The organism is Polaromonas sp., assembly GCF_012927485.1.
Classification (GTDB): domain Bacteria; phylum Pseudomonadota; class Gammaproteobacteria; order Burkholderiales; family Burkholderiaceae_C; genus Polaromonas.
The window spans coordinates 1-24,580 of record NZ_JABBPC010000037.1 but is presented as its reverse complement, the minus strand read 5'-3'; the positions used below and the strand labels follow the sequence as shown (position 1 = coordinate 24,580).

Below are 24,580 nucleotides of genomic sequence, written 5' to 3'. Positions count from 1 at the left end.
CCTCAAATTCCATGCACGACCTGGAGCGGGAGTGCCAAATTCAGTCCCGTCGCCAATCCGCCGCCTGTGACCGGGTGCGGCGGCAGCGTCAAAGTCACCGTCGTTCCCTGACCTGGGTCGGAGAGGATGGCGACCTCGGCGCCAATTCGTTCGGCGCGTTCGCGCATGATTTTCATGCCTACATGGGATTCCCCATGGCCGCTATGCAGGTCGAAACCGACACCATTGTCATGCACTACGAAGCGCCAGTGCGCCCCCTTGAACACATCAAGATCGACCTGCGTAGCCCGGGAATGCTTTCGCACATTGGACAGCGCCTCCTGCACCACATGCAACACCTGAACCTGCACGTCGGGGAGCAGCGGCAGACCATCGCCCTGGATCTTCAGATACGTCGGCAGACCCGTTTGATGCTGGAACTTTTGCAGCGTTTCTTGCAGCGCCTGCTTGATGTCGTCGGTGTTGGTACGGGTGCGAAAATGGACCAGTAGCTCGCGCACGTCGCCGATACTCTCGCGCAGTCCTGTATCCAGTTCGTCGAGCGCCGTCTGCATCTGCGCTGCTTGACCGCGCTGAACGGCGGTCCGCAGCAACTGCACCTGAATTTTGAGAAAAACCAGCGACTGCGCAATCGAGTCGTGCAGTTCGCGCGCCAGCAGAGCCCTCTCCTCGGCGACCGCGGCCTCTCGCTCCAGCGCAGCGGCACGCAACCCTTCCAGAGCACTGGCCAGGTGACTGGCCAGCGCGTCCAGTAGTTCGGTCTCCTCGATGCTCAGCACGACGGGGCTTCGGAAGAACAGGTTGAACTCGCCCAGCAGACGGTGTTGCAGCCGAATCGGCACGCTCACCACGCTTTCATACCCCGCTTTGGCACAACCGCGCACGGGTTCCTCGTCATGGCTCAGGATTGGGATCACGCGCGTTCGGGCATCCGGCTGCAGGTTGCCGCAGGCGCAGGCGCCGGCCAGCAGGCTGCGCTCCTCCTCCTTCATGTCTTGCGGAAAACAGTCTGAGGCGAGCATCAGATAGCGCTGGTTTGCCTCGTCACACCACCGGACTGCCGCGGCATCCGCCTTCATGACCGTGCGCACCCGGCGGGCAAATCCGCGCGCGAGCTCGTCGATACTGTTGGCGTGGGCCAGAAAGGCGCTGACTTCGTAAAGTGCTTCAAGCCGCGCCCGTTGCGCCTCAATACGCCGCGTCTTGGCCTCAACCTGCGATTCCAGCCCTTTGTAAAGCGACTGGAGCGTCGCGGCCATGCGGTTAAAGCCGGACGCGACCTGGCCGAACTCGTCCTCGGTGTCGACCTCGATACGTGTCGCGAATTCCCCGGACTCCACCTTCCGCAGTCCCTGCCGAAGCCGCCCAAGGGGGCTGATCACGTACAGATGGCCGGTATAAAGCATCACCACTGCCCCGCCGATCGCCAGCGCCATCATCGCGAATTGAAACAAGTTGAGGATCGCTGTCAGCCGGGACAGATGCTGCTCGATCGCGAGCACGAGGCGGTCGATAGCGTCAACGAAATCGCCGGCCGCCCGCAACGAGGCTTGGGGGGTCGGTTCCGGTTCTGCCAACCATTGCTGGCGTTGCCCCTTCCACAACGACTCAACGACGGCAAACCGATCATGAACTTGCTGGTCCCAGGGTACGAACAGTGGCCGTAAAGGATCACCTGCTTTCAACACGGCCAGGCTCGCATCGAATCGCGCCACGAGAGCTTCTAGATCCGCGCGCGCCACGCCCGCCTGCACCGCGCTAGCGAGTCGCCAAGTCTGCATGCGCATGCGCCCCGCTTCATTGACGGCCGCAGCGCCACCTTCAAGCTGCCAGGTCACCCATAAGGTCAACCCGATAGACGCCAACGCGACCACCAGCAGGCTGGCGCCGATGCGAATCAGTTTTTTGGACAGGGAGGCGGTTTGCCGCATATCACTAGCCTTTTGCGCCGCCTGCTGCGACTCGCGACACCCAGGGCCGCGGCGTCGCGCATTGCGCACACACCAGCCCCGCGAGGCGATGCAGCGCCTGCCATCCATCGTCCGGCCAGTCTGGCTGCTTCAGTCCTTTGACAATACCGTCCACCTTGTGCGCCGCATACAACAGGTTGGCCAATGCGGTGTCATCGATATTGGGCAGCACGCGTTCAAATAATTTTTCTTTAGCGCCCCAGACGCGATTTTCGCGCAGCGCCATCGGCATGGGCCGACCGGCTTGAAGAGCGTCTTTCACGCGCTTCAAACTACGAATGTCTTCGGCCAGCGCCCAGTGCACCAACACTTCGGATTCGCCTTCGGACTGCAGGCCGTCGAGCATGCGCGCCACGCGCACCGGCTGACCGCCAAGCACGGCTTCGGAGAGCTTGAATACATCGTAACGCGCCACATTGAGTACCGCGTTTTCAACCTGGTCAAAACTCAGCACATCTTGGCCGTCGCCCTCCTCGCCCGCCGGATACAACAGCCCCAGCTTCTGGATTTCCTGGTGCGCGGCCAGTAGGTTGCCCTCGACCCGATCGGCAAAAAACTGCAGCGTGCGTTGACCCTCCTCGCCCGCTGCCACGCGCTGGCCTTGCCGCTGCAGGCGCTGCGCAATCCATTGCGGCAGGACGCGGCGATCAATGGGCTCGAACCTGACCGTCACCCCAAAGCTGTCGAGCGCGCCGAACCAGGCCCCCTTAGTCGTCATGCTGTCCAGTTTGGGCAACGTGATCAAGGTGAGTGTGGCGTCATCCCTTTGGGCGCGTTCAGCCAGCTGCTGCAACGCTACCGAACCGTCTTTGCCCGGCTTGCCACTCGGAATCCGGATTTCAACGATTTGTTTGTCGGCGAACAGGCTCAACGAGCCGCCGCTAGCGAGCACCTCGCTCCAGTCAAAATGCGCTCCCGACACGGTGTGTACCGTGCGTTCTGTGTACCCATGTTGTCTCGCGGCAGCGCGCAGCGCATCGGCAAACTCCTGCAGCAGCAAAGGCTCGTCACCTTGCAGGGTATAGAGGCTTTTGAGTCCCCGTTTGAGGTGCTCGGACAATTGGGCAGGGGCCAAGTTCATACCTCAAGTTTACTGGCTGGGGAATGCCCGGCGTTGCTGCGTGGCAGGCCCTACAGCTTACTGGTCGACAGCAGCAGACTGGTCTCGGTGCGGGCAATGCCTTCCAGCAGGCGGATGCGCCCAAGAACGCGGTCAAACGCCTCCAGGGTGTCGGCGCGTATTTCGGCCACGATGTCCCAACGACCATTGGTGGTGTGGAGCGCGCTGACGGCCGGGTCCCCACGCAGTGCACTCAACACATGATCGATGCGATTGCCCTGCACCGCCACGGTCATCAAGGCCCGAATTTGGTGGACTTCGGCCTGTGGCCTCAACCGGACGGTGTAGCCCACGATGGTGCCGTCGGCCTCCAGCTTGTCGACGCGGTTTTGCACGGTTCCCCGAGACACCCGCAAAACCTTGGCCAGCGCTGCGACCGAAGTGCGTCCGTTGTCGCGTAGCAGAGAGATAAGTTGGCGGTCTGTGTCGTCCATCAACCGATTTTATTGAGGAAATGGCAATCGCATCTGACGAATTGCACAATTAAGTTAATTAATTGCACAAATAGTTGCCTTTTGTTTAACGCCAAGACTTCTGACAATGGTGAAAGGTCTGGATTGCCTGTACTGGCAATGCCTACGGCGTAAAGAGTCAAAAGCTTCGGGAGAGCCACCATGGTTGAGTACATCGGCATTCAAGGGATTCAGCGCATCCTCGGCCAATTGGGGCCAGCGCCCTTCATGGAAGGACTGGCGGCGGAGATCGAAACTGATTACCGGCGTTGGGGCGAATTTGACAAGTCGCCGCGCCATGCCATTTATTCCCCAGAGGGTGTGATAGAACTGATGCCGACCAGCGACGGTCATTTGTATTCGTTCAAGTATGTCAACGGGCACCCAAAAAACACCGCGCGCGGCCTGCTGACCGTGACGGCTTTCGGCGTGCTGGCGGATGTTCAGACCGGCTATCCACTGTTACTGTCTGAACTGACTGTTACCACCGCTCTGCGCACGGCGGCTATGTCGGCGCTCGCAGCACGCTGGATGGCACGCACGGACAGCCGGGTTATGGCATTGATTGGCAATGGCGCGCAAAGCGAATTTCAGGCTATCGCGTTTCACCACATGTTGGGCGTGCGCGAGTTCAGGCTGTATGACGTGGACGGCCGGGCCACTGAAAAATTAGCACGCAACCTTCACGCGCTGGGCGAAAAAAATCTGCAAGTAAAGCTGTGCGGCTCGGTCGCTGACGCGGTAGAAGGCGCGGACATTGTGACCACACTGACTGCCGACAAGCGCAATGCCGTCATCCTGACGCCAGAGATGATTTCGCCTGGCATGCACTTGAATGCCGTCGGCGGTGACTGCCCCGGCAAGACCGAATTGCACGTGGACATTCTTCGACGCGCGGATGCGCGTGTGGTTGTAGAGTACCAACCTCAGTCTCGCGTCGAGGGCGAGATCCAGCAACTGCCGATCGACTTCCCGGTAACCGAGTTTGCGGACGTGCTGCGCGGCGCGGCGCCCGGCCGCCTGTCGCCAGCAGAAGTAACTATTTTTGACTCGGTCGGTTTTGCGCTCGCAGATTACTCGGCCCTGCGCTATTTATACACGCTCCAACGGCAGCAAAACCGATCGCAGAGCATCGACTTGATCCCTCATCTGGACGACGCAAAAAACCTCTTTGGGTTGCTCACTGGAACTTGCGCTTCCGAGGCGGCAGCCCAGGGGTTCGACGGGATCCTTAAAAACTCTTCAATCGAATTAGCTTTGACATGACGCTACCGATCCGGCTCATCGGGGCCCCGACCGACATCGGAGCGGGAATTCGTGGCGCTCGCATGGGACCCGAAGCATTGCGGGTTGCCGGGCTGCAGGCTGCGCTTGAATCGCACGGCCTCATCGTGACGGATTACGGCAACCTCAGTGGGCCCGCCAACCCGTGGCAGGAACCCGTCAACGGCTATAGGCACCTGGCCGAAGTGGTGACGTGGAACCGGTCGGTTCATGAGGCTGTGCATTTGGCGTTGACCGAGAACGCGCTGCCGATTCTGCTCGGCGGTGACCACTGCCTGGCCATTGGATCCATCAGCGCCGTAGCCCGCCACTGCCGCCAGGCGAACAAAAAATTACGCGTGTTATGGCTTGATGCCCACACCGATTTCAACACTAACACCCTGACGCCCACTGGCAATATTCACGGCATGCCGGTAGCTGTGCTGTGTGGTCACGGACCTGACGCGCTGACTGGCATCGGCGGCATGGTTCCTGCCATGCCGCCATCATCCCTTCGTCAGATCGGGATCCGTAGCGTGGACGAGGGTGAAAAGCGCTTTGTCAGACAAGCCGGACTGGAAATATTTGACATGCGCTATATCGATGAAGTGGGCATGCGACGTGCCATGGAAACAGCGCTCTCCGGTATGGACGAAAACACGCATCTGCATGTGAGTTTTGACGTCGACTTTCTGGATGCCGCACTCGCGCCAGGCGTGGGCACGACCGTCAAGGGCGGCCCAACCTACCGCGAAGCCCAGCTGTGCATGGAAATGATTGCCGATACCGGGCGGCTGGCGTCACTGGATATTATGGAGATCAACCCCGCATTGGATCTGCGCAACGGGACCGCCGAGCTCGCGATTGACCTCATCGAAAGCCTGTTTGGAAAGAGCACGCTGATGCGGAACAGTTGATTCGGCCAGGGTGTCCCGAATTTTGTGTAGACGGCGCTTGAATTAGGCGCTCGGCGCGCGCTCGTCGAACTGAACGGTAGATCGATTCACGGCAGCCTTCCCGTCGCGTCTTGGCAGGGTCCATGTCCGGCGGCTGTTGTCTAGTGCGAGATAGAACTTTTGGACACCGCAGCGCCGGCTGAAAACGAGCCTCGAGGCCTGCTGATTTTCGTCAAACTGAGCTTGACCGACTCAATGGCGTTGGTCGTGTCGATCACTTTGCGGAGGTCTGCAGGGTAGCCAAGGAACAGGCTCAGGCTCATTCCTCATGGGACAAGGCTGGCCCTTTCCGTGCTGCCTATACTTTGGCACTTTAGCTCGGAGACATATGGAAGCCTGGATTCACCAGCTTTTACACTGGCTGGCATTGCCGCAATTCGGCCTGAGCACGGTATTTGTGGTGTCCTTTATTTCCGCGACCTTGTTGCCGCTGGCCTCTGAACCTGTGGTGTTCGGGCTGGTCAAACTCAACCCCGACCTGTTTTGGCCGACGATTCTGGTGGCGACTGCGGGCAATACCCTGGGCGGTGCAGTGGACTGGTGGATGGGTTACGGCGCGCATCAGGTGGTGAACAACTACGCGCATTCGTCGCACCACAGCCGGGCCATCCGGTGGTTAGAAAAGCTGGGACCGAAAGCCTGCCTTTTGGCCTGGCTGCCGTTGGTAGGAGACCCTCTGTGCGCGGTCGCGGGCTGGCTCAAGTTTCCCTTCTGGCCGTGCCTGGCCTACATGGCTATCGGCAAGTTTGCGCGCTATTTTTTAATGACAGGCAGTTTGATCTGGGCATTTTCCGGGATTCCAGGCATCTGAGCCTTCTGCACCCAAGCGCTGCTAAATCGCTCAACCACGTCGCCCATAGCGATACGCGCTCTACGCCAAAATCAGAACCGCCGTCTTAGCCCCGAGCGATGAGCTGAGCCGCTTCGCGCGCGGCCACACTGCCTTCGTCGGTGGGCACAACCCACACTTGCACCGGACTGGTGACGGCATGGATGGCCATAATGGTTTCACCGGTAGCCTGCTGATTGAGCGATTCGCCCAGTTGCACCCCCAAATAGCCCAGACCGGCGCAGACTTGGGCGCGCAGCACGGCGTCATGTTCGCCGATGCCGCCGCTGAAGGCCAACACGTCCAGCCCCCCCAGGCAAGCCGTCAGCGCCCCCGATTCACGCACCACGCGGTGGGTGAACTGGTCAATCGCCTTACGGGCCCTTTCGCTGCCGTCGGCGCGCAGGCGGCGCATGTCGGCCGAGATGCCAGAGACCCCTAGCAAACCGCTCTGCCGGTACAGCAGCGTTTGCAGTCGGTCATGGTCCCAGCCCTGCTCCATAAGGTAGAGCAGCACGCCCGCATCCAGTGAACCGCTGCGCGTGCCCATCATCAAGCCGTCCAGCGCGGAAAAGCCCATGGTCGTGGCACGGCTGAGTCCGTCGCGGGCCGCGCACAGGCTGGCGCCGTTGCCCAAGTGGGCCATCAGCACCCGGCCGTCAGCCTGCGGCGTGCGCTGCTGCAGGGTGTTCATGATGTACTGGTACGACAGACCATGAAAACCATAGCGCCGCACACCTTGTTCCGCCAGCGCCGGCGGCAGCGCAAAAGCGTAGTCCACCTCCGGCAAACTGGCGTGAAAGGCGGTGTCGAAACACGCCACCTGCGGCAGCTGTGGAAAGGCTTTCTGGAAGGCGCGAATGCCCTCCAGGTTGTGCGGCTGGTGCAGCGGTGCCAGTGAATTCAGGCGAGTCAACTGGGACAATATGTCGTCGGTCACGATGACGCTGGCACGAAACGCCCGGCCGCCATGCACTACGCGGTGGGCCACCGCCTCAATCGGCGGCACGTCCGCCTCGGTGGTTAGCAGATCGCGCAGACTCAGGAGAGCTTGGTGGAAGGGGTCGTCAGCCGTGACATCCAGCGCGCGACACTGCGCCTTCCCTTGACAGGACCAACCGATCTCGGGCATGCCCCCAGGCTCCAACCCCTGGATCTTGCCGGCCAGCAAGCTGGGCTGCACTTGGCTGGCTTTCAGCGGATGAAGGGAGAATTTGAGCGTAGACGAGCCCGCGTTGACGGCAAGAATGGCCATATCCGTGTGCTCCGTCCTCAGACGCTGGCCTTCCAGGCTTGGTGCGTGGCATCACCGCGGGCGTTGTAGGCCGCCAGCTGGGCCAACAGGGCCGAGGCTACGCGGCTCATGGGACCATCGGCACGGCTGGTCAGTGCAATCGGTACCCGCGCGCCAAGCACCAGGCCCGAACCAGTGGCCCCGGCCAGGTATTCCAGCTGTTTGGCCAGCATGTTGCCACTTTCCAAATCAGGCACGACCAAAATGTCTGCATCCCCCGCCACGGCTGAGGAAATATGCTTGATCTGCGCGGCATGGGCCGACACCGCATTGTCAAATGCGAGCGGACCATCCAGTACGCCGCCCGTGATCTGGCCCCGATCGGCCATTTTGCACAGCGCAGCGGCATCCAGCGTGGACGGGATGTTGGGATTGACCGTTTCCACCGCCGACAAAATAGCCACTTTAGGACAGCCAATGCCCATGATGCGGGCGAAGTCGATGGCGTTTTGAATGATGTCCACCTTTTCCTGCAAGCTGGGGTGAATGTTCAGCGCAGCATCGGTGATCAGCAGCGGCTTGGGGTAAAGCGGCACATCGAAGCGGAAAACATGCGACATCCGTCGACCGGTGTGCAGCGCCGGTCGAGCCAGCACCGCGTGGATCAGCTCGTCGGTGTGCAAGCTGCCTTTCATCAGCAGCTCCACCTCGCCAGCGGCGGCCAGGTCGGCAGCCTTCTCCGCTGACGCGTGACTATGCGGCACCGAAATGATTTCGATCCCGGTCAGATCAATGCCCGCTTCTTCGGCCAGATGACGAAGGCGGACCTCTGGACCGATGAGCACCGGCACGATCAAGCCGTGACGTGCCGAGTCCATGGCCCCACTCAGCGATTCAACATCGCAGGGGTGGACCACGGCGCACCGTACCGCTGGCATGCCGTCGCCGAGGGACAGGAGTTCCTTGAAGCGCGCCTCGGGGTCGAACAACTGAATTTGCGGGGCGTTAATCTTTGGCAAGCGTATCTTTAACGTCGGTGCCAGAACGCGCGCCGTACCGTTGAGAACCCGCTCGCCTTTTTGGTTGACTACCTGACAGTCCAATTCGACCTGCTTCGCGGAATCATCCTTGCGGATTACGGTTACCGTCACAGTCAGCGTGTCGCCAATGCGAACCGGCTTGGTGAAGTGCAACACCTGCTCTAAATAAATGGTGCCAGGCCCGGGAAACTGCGTGCCCAGTAGCGCCGAGATCAGCGAGCCCCCCCACAGGCCATGCGCAATGACGCCATGGAACAGCGTCCCATTGGCATATTGAGGGTTCAGATGGGCCGGATTGGTGTCTCCTGAGACAGCGGCAAAGGCCTGGATGTCGGCCAGGGTCAGCGTGCGAAGCAATCGGGCGCTTTGGCCCAGGGAAATTTCGTCATAGGTGATGTTTTCAATCCACTCAGGGGGCGAGGTCATGTTCATGGCATTCTTCTTCTTTGGCGGCAGGTAGTGTGAAAGGGCGAAAAGCTCAGGCCATGGCGTGGCAACCAGCATCGACATAGATGGTCTGCCCGGTCATTCCCGATGAGGCGTCGGTACACAAAAAGGTGCAGAGCTGGGCAATTTCTTCCAGCGTGACCAGCCGGCCTAACGGAGCCTTGCGGATGGCACCGTTCAAAAGCTCATCAAACGAAGGAATGCCCGACGCGGCGCGGGTCATGATGGGCCCGGGCGACACCGCATGCACGCGGATACGCTGCGGCCCCAGTTCCAGCGACATGTAGCGCACCAGCGATTCCAGCGCCGCCTTCACAGGCCCCATGAGACCGTAGTGCGGCACCGCTTCGTCAGCGCCCAAATAGGTCATGGTCAGCAAGCTGCCACCGTCAGGCATGTGCGGGGCGCACAGTTTGGCCAGCGTGGCAAACGAGTGGCAGGACACTTCCATGGCCCGGGCAAAACCGGTACTGGAGCTGTTGATCACCTGCCCGTGCAGGTCTTCCAGCGGTGCCCAAGCGATCGAGTGCACGACAAAATCCAGCCGTCCTAGCCGCGCCACGGCGTGGTCCACCAGCGCCTGCAGTTCCCCAGGCCGCTCGACGTCGCAGGGCTTCAGGTCGATGCCGACCGACGTGGTCAGTGGCGCGACAAATGGCAGGGCTTTTTCGTTCAGACATGAAACCACCACTTCGGCGCCCTGCTGTTGCGCCATCTGGGCGCAACCCCAAGCGATACTGTGCTCGTTGGCCAGACCCAAGATAAGGCCTTTTTTGCCAGCCAGGCTGAAGGGAAGGAGAGGGGGGGTCATGGAATCAACTCAAAGAATAGGAACAGGTGTCGGCGGGTGCGCCTGTCGCTACAGGCCAACCGCTTGACGGGGGAGGTGTCAGCGTTGGTCGAATAGACGGCGCAGGTCGATGCCGTCTGCTCCAGGCTGAAAACCCTCACGCACCATTTGCGCTTCGGCCTCGACCAGCAGCTCGCGCGTCACCGTGACGCCGACTTGATCCACGTAGCTCTTTTCAACGCCATAGCGCAATACCAGCAGGCCGCGCAGCTCGGTCCACTTGCAGGCCAAGCGCCGGTCCGGCGTACTTTGGAACTCCTGCGGCGCGGCCTGATTCTGCAGCGGACTCATCACGCGGGCTAGCTCGTTTTCATTCTTCAGCGACACGCCTAACGCGATCGCCAAACGAGCAATGCGCGCGTTAAGCTCTTCAATCGACGACTCCATTCGGTACAAACGCCGGGTTTGGGGACTCGCCTCGGGCGTCGCATCAGTCGGCATAGCGCACCATCACATACTCGCCGGGAGCCTCGCCCACCACACTGGCTCGTTTGATGACAGGGGGCGACACCTTTGCGCCCGACCGATCGTGCAGCCAGGTGTGCATTGCTTCCCACCACGATCCCTCGTGCAACTTCGCCTTGGCCACCCATTCGTCGGGCGGGGTCCAGCCATGGTCTTTCTCCACGCTGTCCATTTGGTAGCTGCGGTGGGGGTGTCCGGGTTCAGACACTATGCCCGCGTTGTGACCCCCCGCAGCCAAAACGAAGGTCATGTGGGTGTCGGTCAGCAAATGGAGCTTGTAGACCGATTGCCAAGGCGAGACATGGTCGCGCACAGTGCCAACCACCAGCATTGGCGCTTTGATGTCCATCAGCGCCACAGCGCCAACGCCATCGACGCGGAAGTGGCCAGAGGCCAGCGCATTATTGAGAAACAGCGACGACAGGGATTGCGCGTGCATTTGTTCCGGCAAGCGTGTGACGTCGGCATTCCAGCTCATCAGGTCATTCCCCACCTCGTCCTGACCCAGTAGGTAACGGCGGGTGTTTCGCGACCAGATCAGGTCACGCGAATGGAGAAACTGAAACGATGCGGCCATCTGCCGCCCGGAAAAGTAGCCCGTGCGAGCCATTTCCTCGCGCAGCGTCTGAAGCTGGTCGTCGTCAATGAAGACGCCCAGTTCACCCGGTTCGCTGAAATCGGTCTGCGCCGCCAGCAGCGTCACGGTAGCCAGTTCGGGCAAGTCTTCCGGACCGACTGCGTTCTCAGGCCCAACCTTCGGATCGGTTCGGCCCAGCGCAGCCACCACGATTGCCAGCAGGGTGCCGCCCAGGCAGTAACCGATGGAATGAATCCGCGGCGCACCGGTTCGCAATTTCACTGCGGCCATAGCCTGCATCACGCCCATGTGCAAATAGTCTTGCATGCTGAGGGCACGGTCGGTAGCATCCGGATTGCGCCAGGAAATCATGAATACCGTGTGCCCCTGACTCACGAGATAGCGCACCATGGAGTTGTGTGGCGACAAGTCCAGAATGTAGTACTTCATGATGCACGACGGCACGATCAGCAAGGGCTCGGGGTAGACTTTTGCCGTGGTTGGCGTGTACTGGATCAGTTCGATCAGGTGGTTGCGGAATACGACCTTTCCCGGGGTCACGGCCACCTCCTTGCCGACCTCGTACGCCAGCGGCCTAAGGGCGCCGGAGTCGATGGGGGAGTGGCTATCGTGGTAACCCGCCAGATCTTCGGCATAGCTTTGGTAGCCCTTAAGCCAGCTTTGGCCTTGCGACTCACGCCCTTTCTGAAGCACCTCGGGATTAGTGACCATCCAGTTGGACGGCGACAGGGCATCAAGCCACTGGCGCGTGAAAAAATCCACGATGTTGTGGTGATGCGTGGACACGCCGTCTACCTGGGTAGCTTCATTCCACCAGACCTCACTGACCTTAAAACGTTCCTTCAAAGTATTGAACGGCCACTGGCTCCAGCTTGAATCGCTGAATCGGGGGTCCGTTTCGCTCACGGGCGTAGCCTTGGCATCGCCGGCGGGCACACGTTGCCATGGGCTTTTCAGGGTTTGCTGCAACAGTGCCGTCGCACCCTGCGCCAGCAGCATCTGCCGGCCTGGTGATGCGGCCAGATGGAGAGCCCAGTCTGCATAAGCCAAGGCCAGAGAAATCGGTGATGTACCCAAGTTCATCTTGGCCAATTGCGAGTGAAATGCTTCGTCAAGCGATTTGGCTGCCTCGTGTTGCTGTAAGGATGTCATCAGCGGTGAGTTCAGTTTTTCCATAAGCTTGACGTTTGGTCGGTTGGATGACAAGCGTCCAATGTACTCGACTAATAGCAAACTGATACAAAACTAACAATTAATTGCCAAACTGGCAATAACGTCAATTCCGAGGAAAGAAAGTAAACGCGTCTAAGACTGCAAAACCGAGGAAGGCAAGCGGGCTGATCAGAATCGTTCGTGCGCCAGCAAATAACGCCATTGGCCTGGTTGCAGCGGTTTCAGAGGGATACGACCCACACGAAGACGCTTCATGGCCTGCACCTTCAGCCCCACGCTTTCGCACATGTATGCGATCTGCCCCGGCATTTCGCCTTTCAAAGCAAAGCGCAGCCGCGCCTCACTCTGCCAGCTCACCTTGGCCGAAGGCAACAACGCGCCTTTAAAAGTAAAGCCGTGGTCGATGCGGTTGAGACGCTCCAGGCCACCGGGTGCAATCTCGCCCGTGACCTCGACAAGTACCTCATGCTCCAGCACCCGGGCATCTTCCCGTAGCTTGCGCAACACGCGCCAGTCTTGCGTAAACACCACCAAGCCGCTGGCCGCAAAAGCCAAAGGGGTCGCGAGTTCGCAGGCGGAAAAATGCTTTTTCAGAGGCCGAATGCCTGAGCGATCGTCGGGTGACTGTGTCGCCGGAGACAACAATTGAGCGGCCGAAAGAGCGTTGCCTCCCACGGCACCGCCCAGACCCGCTTCGCAGGCCGCCGGCTTGTGCAGCAACAGGGTCACGGGCGTCAGCGCCAGCAGGCTGGCATCCGCGGACAGCGCAATCGTTTGATTCTGGACCCGGAATTGCGGCTCTTCCACGACCACCCCATCGACAGTGACCCAGCCGCATTCGATGTACTGTTCAGCCTCTCGGCGAGAGCAGGCTTGCATCTCGGCGAGGCGTTTGGCGAGTCGTACCGGTTCGGTCATGGCAGCAGTGGTCCTGGTGAGTCCGGGTGAAATGGAAAGCCCTGGCGGCTATTGAATTAAGCGCTGTCAGCACCCACACGTGCCGGACTGAAAGCCAATCTTCTTGAAAAATACCCGCACCAGGATTCGCGCTGCGTAGCCCGCTTAGGCGCTAAACAGGAAGTTCATGACATCGCCGTCCTTGACGACGTATTCCTTACCTTCACTGCGCATCTTTCCCGCGTCTTTAGCACCCTGCTCCCCCTTGAAGGCGATGAAATCCTGAAAGGCGATGGTCTGGGCCCGAATGTAGCCCTTCTCAAAATCCGTGTGGATAACGCCTGCGGCTTGCGGACCGGTATCGCCTACATGGATGGTCCAGGCACGCACTTCCTTCACCCCTGCCGTGAAGTAGGTTTGCAGTCCGAGCAGTTTGTAGGCAGCGCGAATGAGTCGATTCAGGCCCGGCTCTTCCTGCCCGATTTCCGACAGGAACATGGCCTTGTCTTCATCGCTCATGTCGGCCATCTCGGCTTCTATCTTGGCGCAAATAGCCACCACGGGCGCATTCTGGCTGGCCGCGTAATCGCGCAGCTTGTCCAGAAAAGGATTGTTCTCAAATCCGTCTTCAGCCACATTGCCAACAAACATGGCGGGCTTGGCGGTGATCAGGAAAAACTGTTGCAGCAGCGGCTGCTCTTCCTTGCTGAAATTCAGCGTACGCACTGGCTTGGCTTCATTCAGCGCGGCCTGGCACTTCTCCAAAATTGCCACAAGCTTGATCGCTTCCTTGTCCCCCGAGCGGGCCGTTTTGGTCACCCGGTGCAAGGCTTTTTCGACTGCCGCCAGGTCAGCCAGACAAAGCTCGGTCTGGATCACTTCAATGTCGGATAGCGGGTCCACCTTCCCGGCGACGTGAATCACATTGTCATCTTCAAAGCAGCGCACTACATTGACAATGGCATCGGTTTCGCGGATGTGGGCCAAAAACTTGTTGCCCAGACCCTCGCCTGTACTGGCGCCCGCCACCAGGCCGGCAATGTCCACGAACTCGACGATCGCACGCTGAACTTTTTGCGGGTTGACGATGGCTGAAAGTGCATCCAGACGCGCGTCGGGGACTTCCACGATGCCGACATTGGGCTCAATGGTACAAAAAGGATAGTTTTCCGCCGCGATGCCCGCTTTGGTCAGCGCATTAAACAGGGTGGATTTTCCGACGTTAGGCAAGCCAACGATGCCGCACTTCAAACTCATGAGAAACCTTCAAAAACAGGGTAAGAAGTGTATTCGATACTCAGCGGACAAGGCCGCAGGCTATTCAAATCGGTAGTTGGCACCAACGTCTTGGCCGACCTTCAGCATGTAATCCATACCGCGAAGCACGATCGCATTCATGCCAAAAGTGACTGCCCCATCGACGCGCGGATCCTGACGGTAGCGTTGCAGCATGTCGCCGACTTCCGGACTACTGATAGCGGACGCTGGGTCAATATTGGGAATCGGACAGCGCGAGCAGGGCTTGACCGGTTTCAGCTGCGCCACGCCCTGCCCCGTGGATATTTGCAACAGCTCAAGCCAGTCTTCATCGTGCGGCGCCAGTTTGTAGCCTGTAGCCGCAGGGCCAAGCACGATGTTGGGCCGAAAACGCGCCATAACCACCGGCGCAGCGCCTTCAACGGCCAGCCTTTCATTGAGGTGGTCGAGCGAGGCTTGGCCGATAACCAGCACGGAGTAGCCATCGTTGAACTGGTTGAGCGCCTGAATGCCGCCAGTCCATTGCAGACTACTGATTCGTTTATGTTCCGGGTCAAAACGCACCAGGCGCGCGGCAACGCCGAGAAAGTCCGTAAACCATCGTGCAGCAATCGGGCCCATGTCGTGCGCCAGAAACTCGTCTTTCCAAAGGGACACACGCACCCGGCTTTCAACCCCCTCCAGCGCGACGTGCAACGCACGCATTCCAGGGGCACTCAGCACCATCTCATAGCGCTTTAGCTGGGGCTGGATAAGCGCCATGCGTGGTAGCGTGCGCTGTGTAAGGAACTCTCCTTGCGCGTCTACCACCATCCAGGTGCGGTCAAACTCCAGCCCCGTTTTGGTCAGGAGCGCCTGTTGTCGTTGCACCCCGGCACAGGACTTTACCGGGTAGATCACCAACTGCGAAATCACCGCAGCAAGGTCCCAGGGCGGATTCCGGCTGGCGCCCGTCAACGTGTCGTTCAATGAATCGCTCACTTGATTCAAGTCCTTGTGATCACAGTAGTGAATGCAGGGATGGCTATGCGGCTTGGCCAAACAACCACGAAAGGCCTGCTTAAACACCAATTCTGCACTGCCTCCTAAAATGATGCATGTCTAAATCCTTTGACGTTTGTATTCGCGGCGACGGTGTCGTCGGCCGCACGCTGGCGTTGCTCCTGGCGCGCGAGCGCTTGCACGTGGCACTGGTCAGCCGAACTTCCGACCCCCAAGCCGGGCAGAGCACTGCCGATGTGCGGGCGTATGCGCTGAACAGCGCTTCCCGGGGGGTGCTGGAACCCTTGCGCGTCTGGCCCGCCGAACCTCTTTCTACCCCGGTGCTGGAAATGCAAGTCTGGGGCGACGACGGCGGCAGGCTTGATTTCACCGCGCAAAGCGTGGAACAAGCGGCGTTGGCCTGGATTGTGGATGTGCCGGCGCTTGAGCAGCAATTGATCCAGGCAGTTCGTTACCAACCACAGATTGAAATCGTGGAGACCCCGGTCGAAGCCGCACTTAACGTCATTTGCGAAGGCAAAAAAAGCAGCAGTCGCGATGAATTTGGCGCGCACTGGACCGTCAAACCCTACTTCCAAAAAGCCATCGCCGCGCGGCTTGAATCCGACCTACCCCACCGGGGTATCGCCCGCCAATGGTTCTCCAACGGCGAGATACTGGCACTTTTGCCTTTGTCCGGAGTCGCCGGGAACGCTGTGGCGCTGGTCTGGTCGGTCTCCGTGGAACGGGCCGACGCGCTCCAGAAGATGGCCCCAGAAGAATTTTGCGCCGCCTTGCAAGCGGTTTATGGCGAGGAAGTCAGCGCGCAAGTGGGCGCCATGCGTTTGACCACTGAGCGCGTTTGCTGGCCTCTTGCACTGAGCAATGCCGATCATTGGGTAGGGCCGGGTTGGGCACTGGCCGGGGATGCGGCGCACACCGTGCACCCGCTCTCCGGGCAGGGCTTGAATCTGGGTCTGGCCGATGCGGCCTCGCTCGCAAAGGTGATCGCGCAGCGTGAATACTGGCGTGGACTAGGCGATGAAAAGCTGCTGCGTCGCTACGAAAGATCGCGTAAGGTTGACGTGACGACCATGAGCGCGGTGACCGACGGATTGCATGGCCTCTTTGCACTGACCAATGGCCCATGGCCAGCGTTGCGCAACTGGGGCATGAAAGGGTTTGCAAGCAGTGCTCTTCTCAAGCGCTGGGTGGCGCGGCAGGCTGCAGGGCGATGAATTGTTGGACCGAATTTTTGAAAAACCAGGAATAAAAATGAAATTAGTGAAATTGATCGCAGTGCTCGGCATGCTGGCGTGCAGCTTGAGTTCCGCGTTTGCGCAAGAAGCGGTGATACGCAAGAACCTGGCGGAAAGGCTGCCTAGCTTTTCCAAAATCAATGAGGTTAGCAAAACACCGATGAACGGTCTGTATGAAATTCGCGTCAACGACAACGATATTTTTTACACCGATGCCAAAGGCAACTTTCTATTGCAAGGCAACCTGATCGACACCCGGGCCAAACGCAACCTGACCGAAGAACGGGTTGAAAAACTCAATGCAATCGACTTTAACGCCCTGCCATTTAAAGATGCGTTCACCGTGGTTCACGGCAATGGCAAACGCAAGTTGGCCGTCTTTGAAGATCCCAACTGCACTTATTGCAAGCGCTTCGAACATGACCTGGAAAAAGTCAATGACGTGACCATTCACACGTTTCTTATTCCCATCCTGAGCCCCGACTCCGTTGACAAGGCCAAAAATATCTGGTGCGCCAAAGACCAGGGCAAGGCTTGGCTCGACTGGATGATTCGCGACCAGACGGCCGCCAAGGCCAGCTGCGACACGGCGGCGCTGGAGCGCAACCTGGACTTCAGCAAGAAACACAAAATCTCTGGCACACCGACGGTTTTTTTCGTCGACGGTTCACGCGTGCCAGGCGCCATTAGCGCCCAACAGGTGGAGAAGCTGCTGACGAGCGCCAAAGCGCCGTAGCACCGCGTGGCTGGCAGGTTACTCTTTCATTAGCCGCCTAGCCCCGACTGCGCGGATACTCTTTGCTCCTTTTTTACAGCCTTACCCCGGCCTTTCGCGGCCACCAGACTGCCCGGCTTCGGGGGCAGCTGCGGCGAACCTGGAGTATTCTTGATCCAACATGCCTGTCTCCCAACAAAACACCAACGCCCTTATTCACTGTCGCGTGGAAATCGGCGGGCTGAATGCCCATTTGTTTCGCGTCACCCTGACCATTGAGCAACCGTCGGCGCTTCAGCGGGTCTCGCTACCAGTGTGGATACCGGGCAGCTACCTGGTCCGTGAATTTTCAAAAAACCTGCAAGGCTTGCAAGCCCACCAAGGCGCCCGCACAACCGTTCCTTTGGTGCAGCTCGATAAATGCAGCTGGCAAATCCAGTGTTCGCCCGCCAAACCGCTGGTGTTGAGCTACGACGTCTATGCCCACGACAACTCCGTGCGCACCGCATGGCTGAATGCCCACCGCGGCTTTTTCAACGGCACCAGCTTATGCCTCAAGGTGGAAGGCCAGGAGTCGTCGCCGCATGTGCTTGAACTTCCGGTGCCCAAAGCCGCCAGCGGACTGAGCGCATGGTCGGTGGCCACCGGATTGACTGCTCAGAAAATCAACAAGCAGGGATTCGGTACTTACAGGGCCGCCAGTTATGACGAACTCGTTGATTGCCCGGTAGAGATGGGTCCATTCTGGAGCGGCACCTTTACCACTCGGGGGGTACCTCACCGCTTTGTTGTAGCTGGTGCAGCCTCCACATTCGACGGTGCTCGGCTGCTGGCCGATGCCCAGACTATTTGCGAAACCGAAATCAGGTTCTGGCATGGGAACAAAAAACCCCTCTTTAAAAATTATTTATTCATGCTCAATGCCGTGGACGAAAGTTATGGGGGGCTGGAGCACCGCAACTCGACGGCACTGATCTGCACGCGCAAGGACCTGCCGCGTGTGGGCGAATCCAAAGCAACCGAGGGCTACACCACGCTGCGGGGTTTGATCGGTCATGAATATTTCCACACCTGGAACGTCAAGCGGCTGCGCCCTTCAGAATTTCAAAGCTACCAGTATGGGCGCGAGAATTACACCGAACTGTTGTGGTTTTTTGAAGGGTTCACGAGTTATTACGACGACCTGCTGCTGCGCCGCGCCGGCTTGCTGGACAACGCGGCTTATTTGCGACTGCTTAACAAAACCATCAATCAGGTTATGCAAACGCCGGGACGGCTGGTCCAATCAGTAGCGCAGGCCAGCTTCGACGCCTGGGTGAAATATTACCGCCCGGATGAAAACACGCCCAATGCGACGGTGAACTATTACGCCAAGGGCGCGTTGGTGGCCTTGTGCTTTGACCTGACGCTGCGCAAGGAGGGCCGTGCTGCTCATGGCAAGACGCTGGACGATGTAATGCGCGCACTCTGGCTGAGCTGCAAGGCCGGTCCCATGCGCGAAGCTGACTTTGCAGAAGCGATCAAGTCACTCGGCGGCCGCTCGTTTGCGCCTGAACTGGCGCGCTGGGTGCATGGCCTGGACGAGCTTCCGCTCAAGGCGCTGTTGCAGGCGCAGGGAGTCGCCGTGTTTGAAGATCCCGCGCAGATGGCTCAACGGCTGGGCCTGCGCGTCAGCGAAAGCCAGGGCGTGCAGGTGCAAACCGTACTTCGCGGCGGTCTTGCCGAGCGCGCAGGCTTTTCGGCCGGCGATGAATGGCTGGGACTTGAGCCTGCCGGGCGCGCGCCAACAAAGGCCACCCCTCAAGCGGGCCAAGTGGCTGGCTGGCGCATGAGCCGTCTCGACGACCTCTTGCTGTACGCAGGGTCAGCCAAAAAAGTGATTGCTTTGGTGTCGCGCGACAAACGCCTGCTGCGGCTCGAGTTGACGCTGCCGCCCGCCCTTACGACGTGGCGCCTGGCGGTGCAAGATGCCGCCCTGGTGAACGAGTGGCTGTCGCCCAAAGACTGAATTCATCCCTCACTACAAAAGAAAAGAGTCCCCATGAACTACGAAATGATTTTGACCCGCACCGAAGGCCCGGATTCGCGCCAAGTGGGCATCGTGACCTTAAACCGGCCCAAGCAGCTGAATGCGCTGAATGACCAGCTGATGGATGAACTGGGCAGCGCGCTAAAAGGCTTTGACGCCGACGACAGCGTGGGCTGCATCATTCTTACCGGCAGCGAAAAAGCATTTGCAGCGGGGGCCGACATTGCCGCCATGGCAAAGCTCGACTTTGCCGATGTCTACGGCAACGACTTCATCACCCGCAACTGGGAACAAATTCGCGGCATTCGGAAACCCGTGATTGCAGCCGTCAGTGGTTTTGCACTGGGCGGCGGCTGCGAGTTGGCGATGATGTGCGACTTCATCATTGCCGCGGACAACGCAAAATTCGGTCAACCCGAAATCAAGATCGGCATCATTCCCGGCGCCGGCGGGACGCAACGCCTGCCGCGCGCTGTCGGCAAAGCCAAGGCCATGGAAATGGCCCTGACGGGCCGAATGATGGATGCCGTAGAAGCGGAACGCGCGGGTCTGGTGAGTCGAGTGGTGGCGCTCGACAAATTGATGGACGAAGCAATGGGCGCGGCCTTGACTATTTGCAGCTTCGGGCAGCCCAGCGTGATGGCTGCCAAGGAAGCCGTTAACCGGGCGTTCGAGAGCGGGCTCAGCGATGGCGTGATGTTCGAACGACGTTTGTTTCATTCGCTATTCGCCACCAGCGATCAAAAAGAAGGCATGGATGCCTTCCTAAACAAGCGCAAGCCCACATTCGCCCACCGCTGACAAAGACGGCCGTCAAATCGCTATAATACCGGTCGCAAGGTGATATAGCTCAGTTGGTTAGAGCGCAGCATTCATAATGCTGATGTCGGTGGTTCAAGTCCACCTATCACCACCAAACATTGCAAAAACCCGCACGAGCGCTTGCTCTGCGGGTTTTTTGCTATTGTGGCCAAGAGGCTCGGGCGGGCGTCTAAATGGGCGCATCGCCCCTCACCCGGCACCCAGCGCGAGACCGTGTTTGTCCATCAGTCGGTACATTGTCATACGGGAAACGCCGAGTTCTCGCGCCGCGTGGGTGACGTTGTGGCCAACCCGTCCGAGGGCTAGCGAAATCGCATCGCGTTCTGCCAGCGTGCGCACCGCATCCAGTCCGATGCCGAGAGGGTTGCACGCCACGGACAGGCCCAGGTCGGCCGGAGTAATCAAGCGCTCGTCGCTCATGACCACGGCGCGTTGCACCCGGTTGTACAACTCGCGCACATTGCCCGGCCAGCGGTGAGACATCATGGCCGCCATCGCCTCCCGACTGAAGCCCTCCACTCGCAGCCGGTGCTTGTCGGCCATGCAGGACTGAAGAAAATGCTGCGCTATCACGGGCACATCGGACAGGCGTTCCCGCAGGGACGGCACCACAAGGGCCAGCACATTGAGGCGATAAAACAGATCTTCGCGAAACCGACCCGCCGCCACCGCCTCCGCCAGATCCACGTGCGAGGCCGCAACCACCCGAACATCGATTTGCAGGCTGCGCGTGGAACCTACACGATGAATAGTGCGTTCCTGCAGGAAACGCAACAGGTTGGTCTGCAGTTCAAGTGGAAGTTCGGCGATCTCGTCCAGGAAGATGGTCCCACCGCTGGCCGCTTCGATCAATCCAAGCTTGCCTGCCGTCGCGCCGGAGAAGGAGCCGCGTTCATGCCCAAACAGTTCCGAATGAATAAGCGACGGCGCAATGGCGCCGCAATTAACGGCGACGAACGGGCCAGCAGCGCGCCGGGAATATTGGTGAATGGCACGCGCGGCGAGTTCCTTGCCACTGCCACTTTCTCCGCCGATGAGCACCGGCGCATCGGTGACCGCTACCTTTCGGATCTGTTGCTGCAACCGCACAATCTGCAGACTGTGCCCGACCATGTCCATGCTCCCCGCGGCGCCAGCCTCCTTCACGTCGCGGCCCCGTAATTGGGCGCGGCGAAAGGCGTGGCCCAGTGTCAGATCCAGCACCCGCCAATCGACCGGTAGCGTGTGGTAGTCGAAAAAGTAGCTCAGAACCAGCTCGCGCAGGATCGGCGAATTGAGGGCCTCGATGCGAAACACACCCACCCACTCGATCCCGCGCGACTGCCGCAGGCACGCCTCAACCCAGCCCATTTTCTCGGGCGAAAAGTCCTTGAGCAGCAATGCGCCAACCTGTACCTGCTGGTGCACCTGGACGCGTCGCACGGCAGCCAGGTCGGCAACCGGCAGCACGTCCCAGTCGCCAGTCCGTAAATAGTCGGCCATCTCTGAAGAGTGCTCCCCCAGACTCACACAAAGAATTTTTCGCAACACCATGAATCGCCTTAAAAAGACATCGGGATGCGGAGGTTGACGGTCAGGTCCGGTGTATCCCGCGTCAGCCCGGCACCGATCGTGACGCTGAAAGCGGTCTTGTCGCTGTATCGGTATGAATAGCCCAACAGCACGCTGGCCAGTTGGGTACGCACCGAGCCCGCCACCGGCTCACCGTTCTGCCGCGTGCGTCCGACCGAGTTCAAGTCAAAGCCCACGCTGAGCGAGGATTTATCGTTAAGCGCCAGCCCCATGCCGAAATTAATCCCGAAGATCCCGCCGGGTGCCAACTCACCAATGGACTCGCGCTCGCCGTTGAGCACTAGCCGGCTGACATTGCTACGCTTAAAGTTATAGGTGTAGCTGACGCCGCCAAAGAACACCGCGGGATCGGACGGAAAAAGCCACGTCAGGCCGGGCTGCAGTGAGTAAAAGCCCGAGCCGGTCGGTAAATTGAGCGGCAGGCCGGTTCCCGTGGTGTTGCCCACGCAGCGCGTGACGCAATCAGTGACCACCTCAAACGGGTCCGTGCCAGTGCGTGTTTTAAAGCGCAACGACCCAATGAAATAGGGCAGGTTGTTGCCGCCCTCGTTGAGCTGATAACGCGCCGCGAGTTCAACATCGCCAAGGGCCTTGCCGCTGGTGTTGAACACCCTGTCAGCGGCGGATCCCGTGAATACCTCGCGGCTGATGGTCGAATCAGACCGATACACATAGGGCACTCTCGCCTCTACTTCAAAGCGATTGGTCAAGCCATAGCGGGCCGTCAATGCCCCGGTAACCGTGCTGCGCTTGACCTCCCGCACGTCTATCAAACCGATCAGCAGGGCCGGAATGACGGTATACCCCACCAGCGCCACGCGGTTACTCGACGAATAGCTGTATTGGACCGAAGGCTCCAACACATATTTGCCCTTGGGAGTGAGAATGCCCGGCTGATCGAATAACTGCGCAACCGCCGGTGGTGGGGGCTCTTGAACCGGCGCCGCACCCACGCGCACAGTGCGCTGACTGTCATCCGTCGCGTTGTCTGCAAGCGGAGACTCCCCGGAGGGCACCCCATCCTCGGGCCGCTTGGCGACGGAGCGCGGCGCCTGTCCCAGAGAGAGCAACAATTCACGATGACGCGCCGCCTGGTCCGCCACTGCTCGCTTGAGCGTATCGATCTGTTGACTTTGCTCGGTCAGCTGCTGCTGCAGTTGCTCCATGCGAACGCCGGTATCGGTATTCGCCATCGGGACGCCCTGTGCGCAAGACGCCGATGCCGTCATGGCTAACGCCGAGCAGGCAAGGACAGCCAATGACCCCTCATAGCATGAACTATTCATCAACCTCTCCCCTTAAACGGTCTCACGGCGTGGACCCTTTTTTACTTGGGAGTAGCGTAGGCGATGGTCGCAATGGACTGCAAGAAACAAATTGCAAGAGAAGGTAATTTTATTTACCAAGTCAGCCGTGATGTCACATGGCTGATGCACCCAGAAGCGAGGTGCCGAAGTGGCCCAAAAACCCGTGGCGGAGAGGAGCCCCGCCAGCCATTTTGAGGGAGGAGGCAGGCATCCAGGATATCGCCGTTGGCGACATCGTCTCAGACTTGAGACAGTTACTCAGACGCATCGCCATTGCACCCGGGTGCCCCTTACGCCATTGCCGAGGTCTCCAGCCGGCGGAACTCAGCAAGCCGCAGGCACCTCAAGGAAGAAGCCGCACCGTCAAACAACTGTGACAGATTGCCCTTGACAGACATTTGATGGCCAATTGCGATCCCCTGCACCACGGCCGTAATCCCAGTTATCTCCAACAGATTCAAGGGCGTACCGATGCCAAAAAGTAGTTGGCATCGAAGTTGCTCAGCTACCGAGGATTTGCAAGTAAGCAATTCAACCACGGCGATTTTTTAGACAACTTTAATCATCTTTTGGAGGTTCCATGAAGAAGACACTTCTAGCTTCGGCCATTGCAGTCGCATTCGGCTTCAGCGGCGCGGCGTTTGCGACTAATGACCAGAGCTCTACGATCGGCAACAACACCAGTTCAAGTTCCAACTCAACCACAAGCACCAACACAAACCAGTCAGACAGCAGCTCCAACAAGAATTCCGGCCAGGCGCTTGCAAGCGCTGAACGGTCGGCTGCACTCAACAATGGTTCCACCGGCACCTTTACCAACGCCTTTAACCAAACTACCGCCACGGCCAGCAGCAGCTTGAGTGGCGTTGTATCCGGCAACTCGGTAAGTGGCCTCGGCAACACCGCCTACAACACGGGCTCTGCGGCAGGTGGCACCGGCAACGGTGGAACCGGCGGCAGCGGCTCAAGCGGCCAGAGCAGCGGCACGGGTACCGGCGGCACGGGCGCTGGCGGCGTCGGTGCGGTGGGTGCAGCAGGCGGTAGCGCTTCCAACGGAGCCATCACTCACGGCAGTGCCACCAATGGCAGCGCATCTGGGGCGGCGGGCGGCAGCGGCACAGGCGGTGCTGCCAGTGGAACCAATAGCGGCGGCTCGGCGACAGCCAACGGCGCCAATGGCGGTGGCAGCGGCGCCCGCCACCGCCGGTGGTAACGGCGGTAGCGGTGCGGCCACAGCCGGGGGTGACGGCGGTAGCGGTGCGGGTGCGTCAGCAATCGGAGGCAACGCCGGTATCGCGGGCGGTGCTGGGTCCTGCGGTATGGCCGCTGGCGGGAACGGTGGGG

The 24,580-nt window shown here is 59.6% G+C and carries 21 protein-coding genes and 1 tRNA gene; 9 read left to right on the top strand and 13 right to left on the bottom strand.

What is annotated here, in order from left to right:
• Positions 1 to 2: 2 nt before the first annotated feature.
• Genes HHJ16_RS16640 through HHJ16_RS16630 form a run of 3 tightly spaced genes read right to left on the bottom strand, consistent with a single transcriptional unit; the run spans position 3 to position 3,524 of the window.
• Positions 3 to 1,931 (bottom strand): type IV pili methyl-accepting chemotaxis transducer N-terminal domain-containing protein, encoded by a 1,929-nt coding sequence (locus HHJ16_RS16640; RefSeq protein WP_296902411.1) that lies wholly within the window; start codon positions 1,929 to 1,931, stop codon positions 3 to 5.
• Between the two features lie 4 nt (positions 1,932 to 1,935).
• Positions 1,936 to 3,051 (bottom strand): DNA polymerase III subunit delta, encoded by a 1,116-nt coding sequence (holA, locus tag HHJ16_RS16635; protein ID WP_296902410.1) that lies wholly within the window; start codon positions 3,049 to 3,051, stop codon positions 1,936 to 1,938.
• A gap of 50 nt (positions 3,052 to 3,101) precedes the next feature.
• Entirely contained in the window at positions 3,102 to 3,524 is a 423-nt protein-coding gene (locus HHJ16_RS16630; protein WP_296902408.1) for an Lrp/AsnC family transcriptional regulator, read from the bottom strand.
• Positions 3,525 to 3,704: 180 nt separating this feature from the next.
• Here HHJ16_RS16630 and HHJ16_RS16625 point away from each other — a divergent pair, with 180 nt between their 5' ends.
• The 3 genes from HHJ16_RS16625 to HHJ16_RS16615 all read left to right on the top strand — a co-directional run bounded on the left by HHJ16_RS16625 (position 3,705) and on the right by HHJ16_RS16615 (position 6,572).
• Positions 3,705 to 4,808, top strand: coding sequence for an ornithine cyclodeaminase (locus HHJ16_RS16625; protein ID WP_296902406.1), 1,104 nt, complete (start codon positions 3,705 to 3,707; stop codon positions 4,806 to 4,808).
• Positions 4,805 to 5,722, top strand: a complete 918-nt coding sequence (gene rocF, locus HHJ16_RS16620) for an arginase (protein ID WP_296902404.1) — start codon at positions 4,805 to 4,807, stop codon at positions 5,720 to 5,722. Before HHJ16_RS16625 ends, rocF begins: the two co-directional genes overlap by 4 nt.
• A gap of 367 nt (positions 5,723 to 6,089) precedes the next feature.
• Positions 6,090 to 6,572 (top strand): YqaA family protein, encoded by a 483-nt coding sequence (locus HHJ16_RS16615; RefSeq protein WP_296902402.1) that lies wholly within the window; start codon positions 6,090 to 6,092, stop codon positions 6,570 to 6,572.
• 85 nt (positions 6,573 to 6,657) lie between these two features.
• Here HHJ16_RS16615 and HHJ16_RS16610 read toward each other — a convergent pair whose 3' ends face one another.
• The 8 genes from HHJ16_RS16610 to HHJ16_RS16575 all read right to left on the bottom strand — a co-directional run bounded on the left by HHJ16_RS16610 (position 6,658) and on the right by HHJ16_RS16575 (position 15,532).
• Positions 6,658 to 7,845, bottom strand: coding sequence for an acetate/propionate family kinase (locus tag HHJ16_RS16610; RefSeq protein ID WP_296902400.1), 1,188 nt, complete (start codon positions 7,843 to 7,845; stop codon positions 6,658 to 6,660).
• Between the two features lie 17 nt (positions 7,846 to 7,862).
• Positions 7,863 to 9,296 carry a bifunctional enoyl-CoA hydratase/phosphate acetyltransferase gene (locus HHJ16_RS16605; RefSeq protein ID WP_296902398.1) on the bottom strand — a complete coding sequence of 478 codons (1,434 nt, stop codon included), beginning with the start codon at positions 9,294 to 9,296 and terminating at the stop codon, positions 7,863 to 7,865.
• A 46-nt stretch (positions 9,297 to 9,342) separates the two neighbouring features.
• Positions 9,343 to 10,122 carry an enoyl-ACP reductase FabI gene (fabI, locus tag HHJ16_RS16600; RefSeq protein ID WP_296902396.1) on the bottom strand — a complete coding sequence of 260 codons (780 nt, stop codon included), beginning with the start codon at positions 10,120 to 10,122 and terminating at the stop codon, positions 9,343 to 9,345.
• Positions 10,123 to 10,200: 78 nt separating this feature from the next.
• Positions 10,201 to 10,602, bottom strand: coding sequence for a hypothetical protein (locus HHJ16_RS16595; protein WP_296902394.1), 402 nt, complete (start codon positions 10,600 to 10,602; stop codon positions 10,201 to 10,203).
• A complete protein-coding gene (locus tag HHJ16_RS16590; protein WP_296902393.1) occupies positions 10,592 to 12,376 on the bottom strand; it encodes an alpha/beta fold hydrolase in 1,785 nt (594 codons plus the stop codon). Before HHJ16_RS16590 ends, HHJ16_RS16595 begins: the two co-directional genes overlap by 11 nt.
• A 189-nt stretch (positions 12,377 to 12,565) precedes the next feature.
• Positions 12,566 to 13,315: an rRNA pseudouridine synthase gene (locus tag HHJ16_RS16585; RefSeq protein ID WP_296902391.1), complete on the bottom strand. Its 750-nt coding sequence runs from the start codon at positions 13,313 to 13,315 to the stop codon at positions 12,566 to 12,568.
• A 144-nt stretch (positions 13,316 to 13,459) separates the two neighbouring features.
• Positions 13,460 to 14,551, bottom strand: a complete 1,092-nt coding sequence (gene ychF, locus HHJ16_RS16580) for a redox-regulated ATPase YchF (protein ID WP_296902389.1) — start codon at positions 14,549 to 14,551, stop codon at positions 13,460 to 13,462.
• A gap of 60 nt (positions 14,552 to 14,611) precedes the next feature.
• The gene (locus HHJ16_RS16575; protein ID WP_296902387.1) at positions 14,612 to 15,532 is read right to left on the bottom strand and encodes an MOSC N-terminal beta barrel domain-containing protein; all 921 of its coding nucleotides are present in this window, start codon (positions 15,530 to 15,532) and stop codon (positions 14,612 to 14,614) included.
• 116 nt (positions 15,533 to 15,648) lie between these two features.
• On the opposite strand from HHJ16_RS16575, the gene HHJ16_RS16570 reads away from it, so the two are divergent.
• The 5 genes from HHJ16_RS16570 to HHJ16_RS16550 all read left to right on the top strand — a co-directional run bounded on the left by HHJ16_RS16570 (position 15,649) and on the right by HHJ16_RS16550 (position 20,451).
• Complete coding sequence (locus tag HHJ16_RS16570; protein ID WP_296902385.1) at positions 15,649 to 16,770, top strand: FAD-dependent monooxygenase; 1,122 nt, start codon at positions 15,649 to 15,651, stop codon at positions 16,768 to 16,770.
• Between the two features lie 37 nt (positions 16,771 to 16,807).
• Positions 16,808 to 17,527, top strand: coding sequence for a DsbC family protein (locus HHJ16_RS16565; protein ID WP_296902383.1), 720 nt, complete (start codon positions 16,808 to 16,810; stop codon positions 17,525 to 17,527).
• A 160-nt stretch (positions 17,528 to 17,687) separates the two neighbouring features.
• Positions 17,688 to 19,514, top strand: a complete 1,827-nt coding sequence (locus HHJ16_RS16560) for a peptidase M61 (RefSeq protein ID WP_296902382.1) — start codon at positions 17,688 to 17,690, stop codon at positions 19,512 to 19,514.
• Positions 19,515 to 19,547: 33 nt separating this feature from the next.
• Complete coding sequence (locus HHJ16_RS16555) at positions 19,548 to 20,336, top strand: enoyl-CoA hydratase (RefSeq protein ID WP_296902380.1); 789 nt, start codon at positions 19,548 to 19,550, stop codon at positions 20,334 to 20,336.
• 38 nt (positions 20,337 to 20,374) lie between these two features.
• Positions 20,375 to 20,451, top strand: a tRNA-Met gene (locus HHJ16_RS16550).
• A gap of 95 nt (positions 20,452 to 20,546) precedes the next feature.
• On the opposite strand, the gene HHJ16_RS16545 is transcribed toward HHJ16_RS16550, so the two are convergent.
• Both HHJ16_RS16545 and HHJ16_RS16540 read right to left on the bottom strand, forming a co-directional pair.
• Complete coding sequence (locus HHJ16_RS16545) at positions 20,547 to 21,890, bottom strand: sigma-54 dependent transcriptional regulator (RefSeq protein WP_296902379.1); 1,344 nt, start codon at positions 21,888 to 21,890, stop codon at positions 20,547 to 20,549.
• 8 nt (positions 21,891 to 21,898) lie between these two features.
• Entirely contained in the window at positions 21,899 to 23,215 is a 1,317-nt protein-coding gene (locus tag HHJ16_RS16540) for an acetate kinase (protein ID WP_296902378.1), read from the bottom strand.
• Positions 23,216 to 23,816: 601 nt separating this feature from the next.
• Between HHJ16_RS16540 and HHJ16_RS16535 the strand changes: the two genes are divergently transcribed.
• Positions 23,817 to 24,449, top strand: coding sequence for a hypothetical protein (locus HHJ16_RS16535; RefSeq protein WP_296902377.1), 633 nt, complete (start codon positions 23,817 to 23,819; stop codon positions 24,447 to 24,449).
• Positions 24,450 to 24,580 lie beyond the last annotated feature (131 nt).